The 14,131-nt window shown below is 57.2% G+C and carries 15 protein-coding genes; all 15 read right to left on the bottom strand.

Annotated features, from left to right (window positions below):
- Complete coding sequence (locus AACY44_RS06630) at positions 1-768, bottom strand: DeoR/GlpR family DNA-binding transcription regulator (RefSeq protein ID WP_314562196.1); 768 nt, start codon at positions 766-768, stop codon at positions 1-3.
- Between the two features lie 227 nt (positions 769-995).
- The gene (gene glmU, locus AACY44_RS06635; protein WP_339427724.1) at positions 996-2,363 is read right to left on the bottom strand and encodes a bifunctional UDP-N-acetylglucosamine diphosphorylase/glucosamine-1-phosphate N-acetyltransferase GlmU; all 1,368 of its coding nucleotides are present in this window, start codon (positions 2,361-2,363) and stop codon (positions 996-998) included.
- 123 nt (positions 2,364-2,486) lie between these two features.
- Entirely contained in the window at positions 2,487-2,903 is a 417-nt protein-coding gene (locus AACY44_RS06640; protein ID WP_003195825.1) for a F0F1 ATP synthase subunit epsilon, read from the bottom strand.
- Between the two features lie 44 nt (positions 2,904-2,947).
- Positions 2,948-4,324, bottom strand: coding sequence for a F0F1 ATP synthase subunit beta (gene atpD / locus AACY44_RS06645; protein ID WP_003233564.1), 1,377 nt, complete (start codon positions 4,322-4,324; stop codon positions 2,948-2,950).
- 27 nt (positions 4,325-4,351) lie between these two features.
- Positions 4,352-5,212, bottom strand: a complete 861-nt coding sequence (atpG, locus tag AACY44_RS06650; protein WP_028618578.1) for a F0F1 ATP synthase subunit gamma — start codon at positions 5,210-5,212, stop codon at positions 4,352-4,354.
- A 50-nt stretch (positions 5,213-5,262) separates the two neighbouring features.
- The gene (gene atpA / locus AACY44_RS06655) at positions 5,263-6,807 is read right to left on the bottom strand and encodes a F0F1 ATP synthase subunit alpha (protein ID WP_003195831.1); all 1,545 of its coding nucleotides are present in this window, start codon (positions 6,805-6,807) and stop codon (positions 5,263-5,265) included.
- Positions 6,808-6,828: 21 nt separating this feature from the next.
- Positions 6,829-7,365, bottom strand: coding sequence for a F0F1 ATP synthase subunit delta (locus AACY44_RS06660; RefSeq protein ID WP_049710821.1), 537 nt, complete (start codon positions 7,363-7,365; stop codon positions 6,829-6,831).
- Between the two features lie 12 nt (positions 7,366-7,377).
- Positions 7,378-7,848, bottom strand: a complete 471-nt coding sequence (locus tag AACY44_RS06665; RefSeq protein WP_008439543.1) for a F0F1 ATP synthase subunit B — start codon at positions 7,846-7,848, stop codon at positions 7,378-7,380.
- Positions 7,849-7,903: 55 nt separating this feature from the next.
- Entirely contained in the window at positions 7,904-8,161 is a 258-nt protein-coding gene (atpE, locus tag AACY44_RS06670) for a F0F1 ATP synthase subunit C (RefSeq protein WP_002555987.1), read from the bottom strand.
- A gap of 133 nt (positions 8,162-8,294) precedes the next feature.
- Positions 8,295-9,164, bottom strand: a complete 870-nt coding sequence (gene atpB, locus AACY44_RS06675; RefSeq protein WP_049710820.1) for a F0F1 ATP synthase subunit A — start codon at positions 9,162-9,164, stop codon at positions 8,295-8,297.
- A gap of 16 nt (positions 9,165-9,180) precedes the next feature.
- A complete protein-coding gene (locus AACY44_RS06680) occupies positions 9,181-9,588 on the bottom strand; it encodes a F0F1 ATP synthase subunit I (protein WP_003177069.1) in 408 nt (135 codons plus the stop codon).
- 148 nt (positions 9,589-9,736) lie between these two features.
- The gene (locus AACY44_RS06685; protein WP_339418531.1) at positions 9,737-10,609 is read right to left on the bottom strand and encodes a ParB/RepB/Spo0J family partition protein; all 873 of its coding nucleotides are present in this window, start codon (positions 10,607-10,609) and stop codon (positions 9,737-9,739) included.
- A gap of 9 nt (positions 10,610-10,618) precedes the next feature.
- On the bottom strand, positions 10,619-11,416 hold the full coding sequence (locus AACY44_RS06690) for a ParA family protein (protein WP_339418530.1): 798 nt from the start codon (positions 11,414-11,416) through the stop codon (positions 10,619-10,621).
- A gap of 18 nt (positions 11,417-11,434) precedes the next feature.
- Positions 11,435-12,079: a 16S rRNA (guanine(527)-N(7))-methyltransferase RsmG gene (rsmG, locus tag AACY44_RS06695; protein WP_339418528.1), complete on the bottom strand. Its 645-nt coding sequence runs from the start codon at positions 12,077-12,079 to the stop codon at positions 11,435-11,437.
- A complete protein-coding gene (mnmG, locus tag AACY44_RS06700; protein WP_339529962.1) occupies positions 12,076-13,968 on the bottom strand; it encodes a tRNA uridine-5-carboxymethylaminomethyl(34) synthesis enzyme MnmG in 1,893 nt (630 codons plus the stop codon). The genes rsmG and mnmG overlap by 4 nt, the downstream gene beginning before the upstream one ends.
- Between the last annotated feature and the right edge of the window lie 163 nt (positions 13,969-14,131).

The raw sequence follows: 14,131 nt of genomic DNA on the forward strand, positions 1-14,131 counted from the left end.
CTAGATGATTGCCGCGCATATAAGCGTAATGCCGCGGGCTTGGATCTGGTCGCGGGCCTCAAGCGGCAGGCGATCATCGGTGATAAGGGTATGGACGCTGCTCCAGGGCAGTTCCAGGTTGGGAATCTTGCGACCGATCTTGTCGGATTCGACCATCACCACCACTTCACGGGCGACCTCGGCCATTACGCGGCTAAGGCCCAGCAGTTCGTTGAAGGTGGTGGTACCGCGCTGCAGATCGATGCCGTCGGCGCCGATAAACAGTTGATCAAAATCATAGGAACGCAGCACTTGCTCGGCGACCTGGCCTTGGAACGAGTCCGAATGCGGGTCCCAGGTGCCGCCGGTCATCAACAGCACCGGCTCGTGCTCCAGCTCGCTCAAGGCGCGGGCCACGTGCAGGGAGTTGGTCATCACCACCAGGCCTGGCTGGTGGCCCAGTTCGGGGATCATCGCGGCGGTGGTGCTGCCGCTGTCGATGATGATGCGCGCGTGTTCGCGCAGGCGCATCACGGCGGCACGGGCGATGGCGCGCTTGTAGATCGAGATGGGTTGGGCGGCGTCGCCGACCAGTTCCTGGGGCATGGTAATTGCGCCACCGTAACGGCGTAGCAGCAGGCCGTTGCTTTCGAGGGCAGCCAAGTCCTTGCGGATGGTCACTTCCGACGTTTCGAAACGCTTGGCCAATTCGTCCACGCTGACTTCGCCCTGTTCATTGAGCAAGGTCAGGATGTTGTGGCGCCGTTGAGGGGTATTTCGTTTCGACATGGTGATGGTAAGTTTCGTTTCGAAAGATAACGAAGGCAATCAAAACCTATTGGCGAAACGTCGTCAAGTGGGGCGTACACAATTTTTAGATCAACACAAAACCAATGTGGGAGCGGGCTTGCTTGCGAATGCGGAGTGTCAGTCACGGGAGATGTTGACTGAACGACCGCATTCGCGAGCAAGCCCGCGCACATTGGATATTTATCGCTGATCAGCGTGTGGATAACTCAGGTCTTTTTGATTTTGACTGGGCGTTTCCAGCCATCAATGTTGCGCTGGCGGGCACGTGCGACAGCCAGTTGGGACTTATCCACATCCTGGTTGATGGTTGAGCCCGCGGCTGTGCTGGCGCCATCGTCGAGGGTAACCGGAGCGACCAACGAATTATTTGAACCGATAAATACATCCGCACCAATGCTGGTCTGGTGCTTATTGGCGCCATCGTAGTTGCAGGTGATGGTGCCGGCACCGATGTTAGTTCGCGCACCTACGGTGGCATCACCTAAGTAGGTCAGGTGTCCGACTTTGGCTTCGTCGTCCAACTTGGCGTTTTTCAATTCAACAAAGTTACCCACATGGGCTTTAACTCCCAATACGCTTCCTGGACGTAACCGCGCAAACGGCCCAGCATCGCTGCCCTCGCCCATCAAAGCGCCGTCGATATGGCTGTTGGCCTTGACCACCGCGCCTTTGCGCAGGGTGCTGTCCTTGATCACGCAGTTCGGGCCAATCACCACCTCGTCTTCGATGATCACTCGGCCTTCGAGGATCACGTTGATGTCGATCAGCACGTCACGGCCGACAGTGACTTCGCCACGCACATCAAAGCGCGCCGGGTCGCGCAGGGTCACACCCTGGGCCATCAGGCGGCGGCCTTCGCGCAGTTGATAGTGACGTTCAAGCTCTGCAAGCTGCTTGCGGTCATTGGCGCCCTGCACTTCCATCGGGTCGTGGGGCTGTTCGGTAGCCACCAGCAGGCCATCGCTCACGGCCATCTCGATGACGTCGGTGAGGTAGTACTCGCCCTGGGCGTTGTTGTTCGACAGACGGCTCATCCAGTCGGCGAGCTTATTGGCAGGGACCGCCAGAATCCCGGTATTGCCTTCGGTAATGGCGCGCTGAGTTTCGCTGGCATCCTTGTGCTCAACGATAGCCGCGACCTTACCGTCGGCATTGCGCACGATGCGCCCGTAGCCGGTAGGGTCATCCAGTTCAACGGTCAGCAGACCCATCTGGCCTGGCACGACATGCTTGAGCAGGCGTTGCAGGGTTTCCACTTCAATCAACGGTACGTCGCCGTACAGGATCAGCACGGTGTCGGCAGTGATGAAGGGCACGGCTTGTGCGGTGGCATGGCCGGTGCCGAGTTGTTTGTCCTGCAAAACGAAATTCAGGTCATCCGCGGCCAGGCGTTCACGGACCACATCGGCACCGTGGCCAATCACCACGTGGATGCGTTGCGGGTCGAGTTGCCGGGCGCTGTGGATAACATGGCCAAGCATGGAATTGCCGGCCACCGGGTGCAGCACTTTGGGCAAGGCCGAACGCATACGGGTGCCCTGGCCAGCGGCGAGAATGACGATTTCAAGAGACATGAGTGGCTACCAATCCTGGGCGGTCCGACTTCAGACCAGAGAAGTGTTTTGCAAAAAAAGAAAAAGGGTAGCCGAGGCTACCCTTTTTAATCAATCGCGCATAAAGCATGACGGCATGGCCGCTTACTTCTTGCGGATCTGCTGGAGCGTGCGCAGCTGAGCTGCAGCCTCGGCCAGACGTACAGCAGCAGCGCTGTAGTCGAAGTCGGCACCCTTTTCGTTCAGGGCCTTCTCGGCAGCCTTGACGGCTTCCTGAGCGGAGGCTTCATCCAGGTCGCCAGCACGTTGCACGGTGTCGGCAAGTACCTTGACCATGTTCGGCTGAACCTCGAGGAAACCACCGGAGATGTAAAACACCTCACGTTCCCCGCCTTGCTTGGTCAGCGTGATCGGACCTGGTTTCAAGCTTGTGATCAGCGGGGCATGACCCATGGCGATACCAAGATCACCCAGGTCGCCGTGCGCTGTAACAAACTCGACCAGACCGGAGAAAATTTCCCCTTCCGCGCTGACGATATCGCAATGGACTGTCATAGCCATCTGATTGCCTCAACCTGATGAGCGCCCGTTTCCGGGCGCCTGGATTACAGTTTCTTGGCTTTCTCGATCGCTTCTTCGATGCCGCCGACCATGTAGAACGCTTGTTCTGGCAGGTGGTCGTAGTCACCGTTGAGGATGCCTTTGAAGCCAGCAATGGTGTCTTTCAGGGAAACGTATTTACCCGAAGCACCGGTGAAGACTTCAGCCACGAAGAACGGCTGCGACAAGAAGCGTTGGATCTTACGAGCACGGTTTACCAACTGCTTATCGGTTTCCGACAGCTCGTCCATACCCAGGATCGCAATGATGTCCTTCAGTTCTTTGTAACGCTGCAGCACGTACTGAACGCCGCGAGCGGTATCGTAGTGCTCCTGGCCGATCACGTTCGGGTCCAGCTGGCGCGAAGTCGAGTCGAGTGGATCGACCGCTGGGTAGATACCCAGGGAAGCGATGTCACGGGACAGAACGACGGTGGCGTCCAAGTGGGCGAAGGTGGTCGCAGGCGACGGGTCGGTCAAGTCATCCGCAGGTACGTATACCGCTTGGATCGAAGTGATCGAACCTTCCTTGGTCGAAGTGATACGTTCTTGCAGAACGCCCATCTCTTCAGCCAGGGTCGGCTGGTAGCCTACTGCGGAAGGCATACGGCCCAGCAGTGCGGATACTTCAGTACCGGCCAAGGTGTAACGGTAGATGTTGTCGACGAACAGCAGAACGTCGTTACCTTCGTCACGGAACTTCTCGGCCATGGTCAGGCCAGTCAGTGCTACGCGCAGACGGTTACCCGGCGGCTCGTTCATCTGACCGTAAACCAGTGCCACTTTGTCCAGAACGTTGGAGTCCTTCATCTCGTGGTAGAAGTCGTTACCCTCACGGGTACGCTCACCCACACCGGCGAACACGGAATAACCGCTGTGCTCGATGGCGATGTTACGGATCAGTTCCATCATGTTTACGGTCTTGCCTACACCGGCACCACCGAACAGACCGACTTTACCGCCTTTGGCGAACGGGCAAACCAGGTCGATAACCTTGATGCCGGTTTCCAGCAGGTCGTTGCCGCCAGCTTGTTCGGCGAACGAAGGTGCTGGACGGTGAATGCCCCAACGCTCTTCGGTGTCGATCGGGCCAGCTTCGTCAATCGGGTTGCCCAGTACGTCCATGATCCGGCCCAGGGTCGCTTTACCGACCGGTACGGAGATGGCTGCGCCAGAGTCGATTACGTCCAGACCGCGCTTCAAGCCTTCGGTGGAACCCATCGCAATGGTACGAACTACGCCGTCGCCCAGCTGCTGCTGAACTTCCAGAGTAGTTTCCGCGCCTTGTACTTTCAGCGCGTTGTAGATGCTCGGTACGCTGTCGCGTGGAAATTCCACGTCGATAACGGCGCCGATGATTTGAACGATACGTCCGCTACTCATAGCTGGATCCTCTGAATATTTGAACCGTTAAACCGCGGCAGCGCCGCCGACGATTTCCGAGATCTCTTGGGTGATCGCAGCCTGACGCGCCTTGTTGTAGATCAGCTGCAAATCGCTGATCAGATCACCGGCGTTATCGGTAGCGTTTTTCATCGCGATCATCCGCGCTGCTTGTTCAGCTGCGTTGTTCTCGACCACCGCCTGGTACACCTGCGACTCCACGTAGCGCACCATCAAGCCGTCAAGCAGCTCTTTGGCGTCTGGTTCGTAGAGGTAGTCCCAGTGGTGCTTGAGTTCCTGATCCGGAGTCGCCACCAGTGGAATCAATTGCTCCACGGTTGGCTGCTGGGTCATGGTGTTGATGAACTTGTTGGATACCACGGAGAGGCGGTCAATCCGGCCTTCCAGGTATGCATCCAGCATCACCTTCACACTGCCGATCAAATCATTGATCGACGGCTCTTCACCCAGGTGGCTGATAGCTGCAACGACGTTACCGCCGAAGTTGCGGAAAAAGGCCGCACCCTTGCTACCAACAACACACAGATCGATCTCGACGCCGTTTTCGCGGTTTACCGCCATGTCCTTGACCAGGGCCTTGAACAGGTTGGTATTCAGACCACCGCACAAACCACGGTCACTGCTCACAACCACATAACCGACGCGCTTGACTTCACGCTCGATCATGAATGGGTGGCGGTATTCCGGGTTGGCGTTGGCCAAATGCCCAATTACCTGGCGGATACGCTCCGCATAAGGACGGCTAGCAGCCATACGCATTTGTGCCTTGCGCATTTTGCTGACCGCCACTTTTTCCATGGCGCTGGTAATCTTTTGCGTGCTTTTGATGCTCGCAATCTTACTGCGAATCTCTTTTGCGCCTGCCATGTAACACCTATCAGGTTAGCAAGCGGGAGCCTTGCGGCTCCCGCTGCGGCTTACCAGGTTTGGGTGGCCTTGAACTTCTCGATACCGGCTTTCATGCCAGCGTCGATATCGTCATTGAAGTCACCCTTCACGTTGATCTTCGCCATCAATTCGGCGTGATCGCGGTTGAAGTAAGCAATCAGCGCTTGTTCAAAGCTGCCAACCTTGGCGATTTCAACGTCGGTCAGGAACCCACGCTCAGCGGCATACAGCGACAACGCCATGTCAGCGATCGACATTGGGGCGTATTGCTTCTGCTTCATCAGCTCGGTAACGCGCTGACCATGCTCAAGTTGCTTACGGGTCGCTTCGTCCAGGTCAGAAGCGAACTGGGCGAATGCCGCCAGTTCACGGTACTGAGCCAGAGCGGTACGGATACCACCGGAGAGCTTCTTGATGATCTTGGTCTGAGCGGCACCACCCACACGGGATACCGAAACACCGGCGTTCACAGCAGGACGGATCCCGGAGTTGAACATGGCCGATTCCAGGAAGATCTGACCGTCGGTGATGGAAATCACGTTGGTCGGAACGAACGCGGAAACGTCGCCAGCCTGGGTTTCGATGATCGGCAGTGCGGTCAGGGAACCGGTTTTGCCGGTCACTGCGCCGTTGGTGAACTTCTCTACGTATTCTTCCGAAACGCGGGATGCACGCTCCAGCAGACGGGAGTGGAGATAGAACACGTCGCCTGGGTAAGCTTCACGGCCTGGTGGACGGCGCAGCAGCAGGGAAATCTGGCGGTAAGCCACTGCTTGCTTGGACAGATCGTCATAAACGATCAGCGCGTCTTCACCGCGGTCGCGGAAGAATTCACCCATGGTGCAACCGGAGTACGGTGCCAGGAATTGCAGCGCAGGAGATTCCGAAGCACTGGCAGCCACGATGATCGTGTTGGCCAGGGCGCCGTTTTCTTCCAGCTTGCGAACCACGTTGGCGATGGTCGATTGCTTCTGACCGATCGCTACGTAGACGCAGAAAATGCCGCTGTCTTTCTGGTTGATGATCGCGTCGATGGCCAGAGCGGTTTTACCGATCTGACGGTCACCGATGATCAGCTCACGCTGGCCACGGCCGACTGGGATCATGGCATCGACAGCCTTGTAGCCAGTCTGTACAGGCTGGTCTACCGACTTACGCCAGATCACGCCTGGAGCAACTTTCTCGACCGCGTCGGTCTCGGTGTTGCCCAGTGGACCTTTACCGTCAACAGGGTTACCCAGTGCGTCGACTACGCGACCCAGCAGTTCCTTACCCACCGGAACTTCCAGGATGCGGCCTGTGCACTTGGCGCTCATGCCTTCAGCCAGACTGGTGTACGCGCCCAATACAACGGCACCTACGGAGTCTTGCTCCAGGTTGAGGGCCATACCGTAGACGCCGCCCGGAAACTCGATCATCTCGCCGTACATTACGTCGGCCAGACCGTGAATCCGCACGATGCCGTCAGATACGCTGACGACAGTGCCTTCGTTACGGGCTTGGGAGGTCACATCGAGCTTGTCGATGCGGCCCTTGATAATTTCACTTATTTCGGAAGGATTGAGTTGCTGCATTGCTCTGCTGCCCCTTCAAACTCAAGATTTCAATGCTTCGGCAAGATTCGCGAGTTTGCCGCGAATCGAACCATCGATAACCAGGTCGCCGGCGCGAATGATGACACCACCAATCAGGGTGGCATCCTCCGCAACTTGCAGGCGCACTTCCCGGTCGAGTCGTGCACTGAGAACCTTGGCGAGTTTGTCTTGCTGTTCTTGGTTCAATGCGAAAGCACTGGTCACTTCAACGTCTACCGACTTCTCTTGCTCGGCCTTGTACAGGTCGAACAGAGCGGCAATCTCCGGCAAAAGCAGGAGACGGTCGTTTTCGGCAACGACGTGCAAGAAGTTCTGCACTTTCACATCAAACTTGTCGCCGCACACGTCAATAAACGTGGCGGCCTTGTCTGCGCTCGTCAGTCGCGGGGCCTTGAGCACGCGCTGCATTGTGTCGTCTTGCGACACTGCTGCAGCCAGGCCGAGCATGGCTGACCAAGAGGCCAGCTGCTGGTGGGCCTGGGCGTGCTCGAAGGCTGCCTTAGCGTAAGGTCGGGCCAACGTGGTCAATTCTGCCATGATCGCCCTCGCTTAAATTTCAGCAGCCAGTTTGTTAACCAGCTCCGCGTGCGCGTTTTGATCGATTGTGGCGCCCAGGATCTTCTCAGCACCGCCGACGGCCAGAGCACCCAGTTGGGCACGCAGCGCATCTTTGACACCGTTCAGTTCCTGCTCGATCTCGGCCTGAGCCTGAACCTTCACACGGTCAGCGTCGATACGGGCTTTTTCAACAGCCTCTTCAACAATCTGGTTACCGCGTTTCTTGGCTTGCTCAATGATCTCGGCTGCTTGGGCTTTCGCTTCGCGCAGTTGCTGACCCGCTTTATCTTGGGCCAACTCCAGGTCGCGAGCTGCTCGGGCTGCAGCGTCCAGTCCATCCGCGATCTTCTTCTGACGTTCGTGCAGAGCTGCGATGACCGGAGGCCATACGAACTTCATGCAGAAAACGACAAAAATCAAGAACGCTAAGGACTGACCAATAATGGTTGCATTAATGTTCACGCCAATACCTCGCTCATTCGTTGCACAACACACCAATCACTCGAAAAACGAGTGATTAACCGGCGAGTTGACCAACGAAAGGGTTCGCGAAGGTGAAGAACAGAGCGATACCAACACCGATCATGGTCACGGCGTCGAGCAGGCCGGCGACGATGAACATTTTAACTTGCAGCATTGGAACCATTTCTGGTTGACGCGCGGCGCCTTCCAGGAATTTGCCGCCCAGCAGGCCGAAACCAATGGCAGTACCCAGGGCGCCCAGGCCGATCAACAGTGCAACAGCGATAGCGGTTAGACCAACTACAGTTTCCATCTTTCCTCCCGACTTTTACGTCGTATGGTTTAGGTTTTTTAGATTTTAAAGCGGTAAAACAAATCGTTTCATAGCCCTGGTGGGCCACCTTCCCGTTTCACCGGGAAGGACATCAGACTAGTCGAGACTGGCCTTAATGGTTCTCTTCGTGCGCCATCGATAGGTAGACGATGGTCAGCATCATGAAGATGAAGGCCTGCAGGGTGATGATCAGGATGTGGAACACAGCCCACGCCCACTGCAGAACGATGCCCAGGCCGCTAAGCCAGAGCAGGCCGCTGCCGAACATCACAGCGATCAGAATGAACACCAACTCGCCGGCATACATGTTGCCGAACAGTCGCAGAGCCAGGGAAATCGGCTTGGCGATCAGGGTCACGAATTCCAGCAGGAAGTTCACCGGGATCAGCAGGGCTTGAACAAAGATGTTCTTGCTGCCGAACGGGTGCAGGGTCAGTTCGCCGATGAAGCCGCCGATGCCCTTGATCTTGATGCTGTAGAAAATGATCAGCGCGAACACCGACAGGGCCATGCCCAGGGTAGCGTTCGGGTCAGTGGTCGATACCGCGCGAAATGGGATGTGCGGATCGCCCGAGATCAGGATGGCCAACTGAGGAATCCAGTCAACCGGGATCAGGTCGACGGCGTTCATCAGGAACACCCAGACGAAGATGGTCAGTGCCAACGGTGCAATCACCGGGCTACGACCATGGAAGCTGTCTTTCACGCTGCCATCGACGAATTCGACCAATACTTCAACGAAGTTCTGCAAAGCACCTGGCTGACCGGAAGTTGCCTTCTTTGCCGCCATGCGGAAAATCAGAACGAAGATCAGACCCAATGCGACCGACCAGCCCAGAGTATCCAGGTGGAAAGCCCAGAAACCCATTTCTTTGGCTTCTGCTGCGGAGTGGGCAAAGCCCCAGCCGCCATTAGGAAGCTGACCGAAGGTCAGGTTCTGCAAGTGGTGCTGGATATAGCCCGAAGCGGTTGTTTCTGCCATGGTTGCCTCAAACGCCCTAAGGTTTCGAAAGTCTTGTTTTCATTAGCAGGGGAGCGAACCAGCTGACCAGTTGGGTCAACACGAAGACGCCGAATACAGCCAGCGGCGCCAATGGCTTCACACCTGCAAAGGTCAGTGCAAACAGCACTGCCGTCAAAATCAGTTTCCCCGCCTCGCCAGCATAAAAAGACCGGACGATAGCCTGGGCTGCTCGGGCGCCGGAAAACCGAAAGGCCCTGTGAGCAAAATACATATTGGGCAGCAAGGCTATCAGGCCTCCGCAGAGTCCTGAATATCCGGCTACGACTCCATGCCCGTACCAAAGCGCCAAAGCGGCGATCAGTAAAATCACAAATTGAGCCAATAAAACCGGAAAAACGGCCAAGCGATGGAACGGCAACGTGTTTGGCGTGCGGGTTTCCATCACTTTTGCTCCTCAATGGTCGGCTGCCGGAAATCAATAACTTGGCATAATTTGTGCCGACAAAATGCGCGCAGAGTATAGGGGCGGTTCAGCCCCTATTCAACTGCCGGGTAGTGATTTCCGATCGCGCGCTACATGAGCAAATGTTTCAGCGGATGTGAGCAAGAACACCCTGAAGCTCATCCAGCGAGTTATACCCGATAACCAGTTGCCCTTTGCCCTTCTTGCCGTGACGAATTTGCACCGAAGAGCCTAGCCGCTCGGCCAGGCGCTGCTCAAGACGCGCGATATCCGGATCAGGTTTGGCCGTTTCGACCGGTGCAGGTTTGCCGCTGAGCCACTGTCGAACCAGCGCCTCGGTCTGACGAACGGTGAGCCCGCGTGCGACAACGTGTCGCGCCCCCTCAACCTGTTGATTTTCCGGCAAACCGAGCAAGGCACGCGCGTGGCCCATCTCAAGGTCGCCATGGGACAACATGGTCTTGATGACTTCCGGCAATGCGATCAGGCGCAGCAAGTTGGACACGGTCACGCGGGACTTACCCACCGCGTCCGCGACTTGTTGCTGGGTCAACTGGAATTCCTGCTGCAGACGCTGCAAAGCGATCGCTTCTTCGATCGGGTTGAGGTCTTCACGCTGGATGTTCTCGATCAACGCCATGGCGATAGCGGTTTCATCCGGCACATCGCGCACCATCGCCGGGATGGTTTCCTTGCCTGCCTGCTGGCTCGCGCGCCAGCGGCGTTCACCGGCGATGATTTCAAAACGGCCGTCACCAATCGGGCGCACCACGATTGGCTGCATCACGCCCTGGGATTTGATCGAATTAGCCAACTCCTCTAGCGCCTGGGGGTCCATGTCCCGGCGTGGCTGGTATTTGCCGCGCTGGATCAGGTCCAGGGGCAGGTGTTGCAGCTCGCGCTCGTCGGCCTGCACCGCTTGTTCTTCAAGCGATGTGACGGTCGGACCACTCAGCAGTGCATCCAGTCCACGTCCGAGACCTCGTTTCTTGACGGCCATGGGGATTCCTTAAGTTGGCTGGGCTGCAGCTGTGCGTGAGTTGCGGCGTTGGCGACGAACCATCTCGCCGGCCAGTGCCAGGTAAGCAATGGCACCGCGCGACGTTTTGTCATAGGCCAACGCGGGCATGCCATAGCTTGGCGCTTCGGCCAGGCGGATGTTGCGTGGAATCACGGTGTCGTACAACTGCTCGCCGAAGTGTTCCTTGAGCTGCGCGGACACATCGTTCATGAGGCTCAGGCGCGGATCGTACATCGTGCGCAGCAAGCCTTCGATCTGCAGGTTCGGGTTGAGCAACTCGGCGATACGCTTGATGTTATCCACAAGGTCGCTCAAACCTTCCAGTGCGAAGTATTCGCACTGCATGGGGATAATCACCCCATCGGCGGCCACCAACGCGTTGAGCGTGAGCATCGAAAGCGACGGTGGGCAGTCAATCAAAATGTAGTCGTAGTTATCGCGGATCGGCGCCAAGGCGCTGCGCAGACGGCTTTCTTTCATCTGCATTTCAAGCAGCACCACTTCCGCCGCGGTCAAATCGCGGTTCGCCGGCAGCAGTTGATAACCGCCGTGTTCGGAGTAGTGCATGGCCTGGCCCAGGTCGCACTCGCCAATCAGCAAGTCGTAGACTGAGTTCTCCAGGCCGTGTTTATCCACACCGCTACCCATTGTGGCGTTGCCCTGTGGATCGAGATCGATCAACAGCACCCGGCGCTTGGTTGCGACCAGGGATGCTGCGAGGTTGATACAGGTGGTGGTTTTACCCACGCCACCTTTCTGGTTCGCTATCGCGAATACCTTAGCCATTCTTGCTTGTGTTCCCAATCATGCCGTGCGGCGCAGTATCAGCAGATGGCGTTGGCCTTGGCAACCGGGTACGGCCAAGGCGTGTTCGCCATCGAGGTGGAAGTCTGCCGGCAATGCTAACAGCTCGTCGCTGGGATGAACGCCCTTCATTGCCAACCAGCGCGTGTCACGGTCGCCAAGGTGGCGGGTCCAGTTACTGAAGTTCTCCATGCTGCTGAACGCCCTGGAAACAATTCCGTTGAAGGGCTGCTCAGGCGTGAAGTCTTCGACGCGGCTGTGGATAACCTGCAGGTTGTCCAGTTTGAGTTCAAGTTTGACCTGGGTCAGGAAGCGGGTTTTCTTGCCGTTGCTGTCAAGGCAGGTCACTTGCGACTCTGGAAACAGGATGGCTAGCGGGATGCCAGGCATGCCGCCGCCACTGCCCACGTCCAACCAGCGACCGTTTTCGATGAATGGCATCACGCTCAAGCTATCGAGCAAGTGACGCGAAACCATTTCATCAGGATCACGCACGGCAGTCAGGTTGTAAGCCTTGTTCCACTTGATCAACAGGGCCAGGTAGCCCAGCAGCAATTCGTGCTGGGCCGGGGTCAGGTCGATGCTCAACTGGAGCGCACCTGTGGATAACTCTTCGGCGTGTTGCGAGGTAACAGACGAACTCAAGCGCTTTGCTCCAACTGACGGCCCGCGCCGCGTTTTTTCAAATGAATCATCAACAGCGAAATGGCTGCCGGGGTGACACCGGGGATACGTGACGCCTGCCCCAAGGTTTCTGGCCGAGTTATCCCCAGCTTGCTTTGAATTTCTTTCGACAGCCCGGAAATCCCGGTGTAGTCGATATCCACAGGTAGCTTGGTGTTTTCACTGGCGCGCAGCCGAGCGATCTCGTCCTGCTGGCGGTCAATGTAACCGGCGTATTTGGTCTTGATTTCGACCTGCTCGGCAACCTGCGGGTCTTGCGCGCCTTGGCCAGTCACTTCGACCAAGCCTGCGTAGTCGATTTCCGGGCGCGATAGCAGGTTCAGCAAGTTGTATTCGTGGGTCAGCGGCGTGCCGAATTTTTCGGCGATCGCGTCGCCCTGCTCGGTGCCCGGGCGAACCCAAGTGCTTTTCAAGCGCTGCTCTTCAAGCGTAATGCTTTCGCGTTTTTTGCAGAAAGACTCCCAGCGTGCATCATCGACCAGGCCCAGCTCACGGCCTTTTTCGGTCAGGCGCAGGTCGGCGTTGTCTTCGCGCAGGATCAATCGGTATTCCGCCCGGGAAGTGAACATTCGGTACGGTTCCTGGGTACCCAGGGTAATCAGGTCGTCGACCAATACGCCGATGTACGCCTCATCGCGGCGCGGGCACCAGCTGTCTTTGCCTTGCGCGCGCAGTGCCGCGTTTGTCCCGGCCAGCAAACCTTGGGCGCCGGCTTCTTCGTAACCGGTGGTGCCGTTGATTTGCCCGGCGAAAAACAAACCGCCGATGACTTTGGTTTCCAGGCTGTACTTCAGGTCACGCGGGTCGAAGTAGTCGTACTCGATGGCGTAGCCCGGACGCACGATGTGTGCGTTTTCCATACCGCGAATCGACTGCACTATCTGGATCTGTACGTCGAATGGCAGTGAGGTGGAAATCCCGTTCGGGTAAAGCTCGTGAGTGGTCAAGCCTTCGGGCTCGATGAAGACCTGGTGGCTTTCCTTGTCGGCAAAGCGGTGGATCTTGTCTTCAATAGACGGGCAATAACGCGGGCCGATGCCTTCGATCACCCCGGAATACATCGGCGAACGGTCGAGGTTCGCCGCGATGATTTCGTGGGTGCGCGCATTGGTGTGGGTGATCCAGCAGCTGACCTGTTTGGGGTGCTGTTCTTTAGAGCCCATGAACGACATGACAGGGATCGGTGTATCGCCGGCTTGCTCGGTCATCACCGAGAAATCCACCGAACGCCCGTCGATACGCGGCGGTGTCCCGGTTTTCAAACGGCCGACGCGCAGCGGCAATTCACGCAGGCGTTTAGCCAGTGCGATCGAGGGTGGGTCACCCGCACGACCGCCGGAATAGTTCTGCATACCGATGTGGATAAGTCCGCCGAGGAACGTACCGGTGGTCAACACCACGGATTCTGCGTGAAAACGCAGGCCCATCTGCGTGACAACACCGCGTACCTGGTCTTGATCGACGATCAGGTCATCCGCTGCCTGCTGAAATATCCACAGGTTCGGCTGGTTTTCCAGGGTTTCGCGTACCGCCGCCTTGTACAGGATGCGGTCGGCTTGAGCCCGGGTAGCGCGTACGGCCGGGCCTTTGCGGCTGTTGAGCACGCGAAATTGAATGCCACCTTTGTCAGTAGCCATGGCCATCACGCCCCCAAGGGCGTCGATTTCCTTGACCAGATGGCTTTTACCGATCCCACCAATGGCGGGGTTACAGCTCATGGCGCCGAGGGTTTCCACGTTATGCGTCAACAACAGGGTTTTGACACCCATGCGTGCTGACGCCAGTGCTGCCTCGGTACCGGCATGACCGCCGCCGATGACGATCACTTCAAAACGGGAAGGGAAATCCACCACGCACCTCGTGCCTGCTTATGTAGGTAATCAGGAATTGTCTGTTGAAAGAGATTGGAGCAATGCCGGCAAGTATAGGGACTTAGCCCTTGCTAAAGAACCCTTTGCACAAAATTTAACCAGCTGTGGATGAATCACAGACAATAGAAATTAAAAGAGAGAG

Origin of the sequence: Pseudomonas sp. RA_15y_Pfl1_P11 (assembly GCF_963970975.1) — a bacterium.
Taxonomy (GTDB): Bacteria; Pseudomonadota; Gammaproteobacteria; order Pseudomonadales; family Pseudomonadaceae; genus Aquipseudomonas; species Aquipseudomonas tritici.

Coding starts and splice junctions, on each gene's coding strand:
- AACY44_RS06685 (WP_339418531.1), bottom strand. CDS start 10,609: ATGGCCGTCAAGAAACGAGGTCTCGGACGTGGACTGGATGCACTGCTG.
- AACY44_RS06680 (WP_003177069.1), bottom strand. CDS start 9,588: ATGGAAACCCGCACGCCAAACACGTTGCCGTTCCATCGCTTGGCCGTT.
- atpD (WP_003233564.1), bottom strand. CDS start 4,324: ATGAGTAGCGGACGTATCGTTCAAATCATCGGCGCCGTTATCGACGTG.
- atpG (WP_028618578.1), bottom strand. CDS start 5,212: ATGGCAGGCGCAAAAGAGATTCGCAGTAAGATTGCGAGCATCAAAAGC.
- AACY44_RS06640 (WP_003195825.1), bottom strand. CDS start 2,903: ATGGCTATGACAGTCCATTGCGATATCGTCAGCGCGGAAGGGGAAATT.
- AACY44_RS06630 (WP_314562196.1), bottom strand. CDS start 768: ATGTCGAAACGAAATACCCCTCAACGGCGCCACAACATCCTGACCTTG.
- atpA (WP_003195831.1), bottom strand. CDS start 6,807: ATGCAGCAACTCAATCCTTCCGAAATAAGTGAAATTATCAAGGGCCGC.
- atpB (WP_049710820.1), bottom strand. CDS start 9,164: ATGGCAGAAACAACCGCTTCGGGCTATATCCAGCACCACTTGCAGAAC.
- glmU (WP_339427724.1), bottom strand. CDS start 2,363: ATGTCTCTTGAAATCGTCATTCTCGCCGCTGGCCAGGGCACCCGTATG.
- AACY44_RS06690 (WP_339418530.1), bottom strand. CDS start 11,416: ATGGCTAAGGTATTCGCGATAGCGAACCAGAAAGGTGGCGTGGGTAAA.
- atpE (WP_002555987.1), bottom strand. CDS start 8,161: ATGGAAACTGTAGTTGGTCTAACCGCTATCGCTGTTGCACTGTTGATC.
- AACY44_RS06660 (WP_049710821.1), bottom strand. CDS start 7,365: ATGGCAGAATTGACCACGTTGGCCCGACCTTACGCTAAGGCAGCCTTC.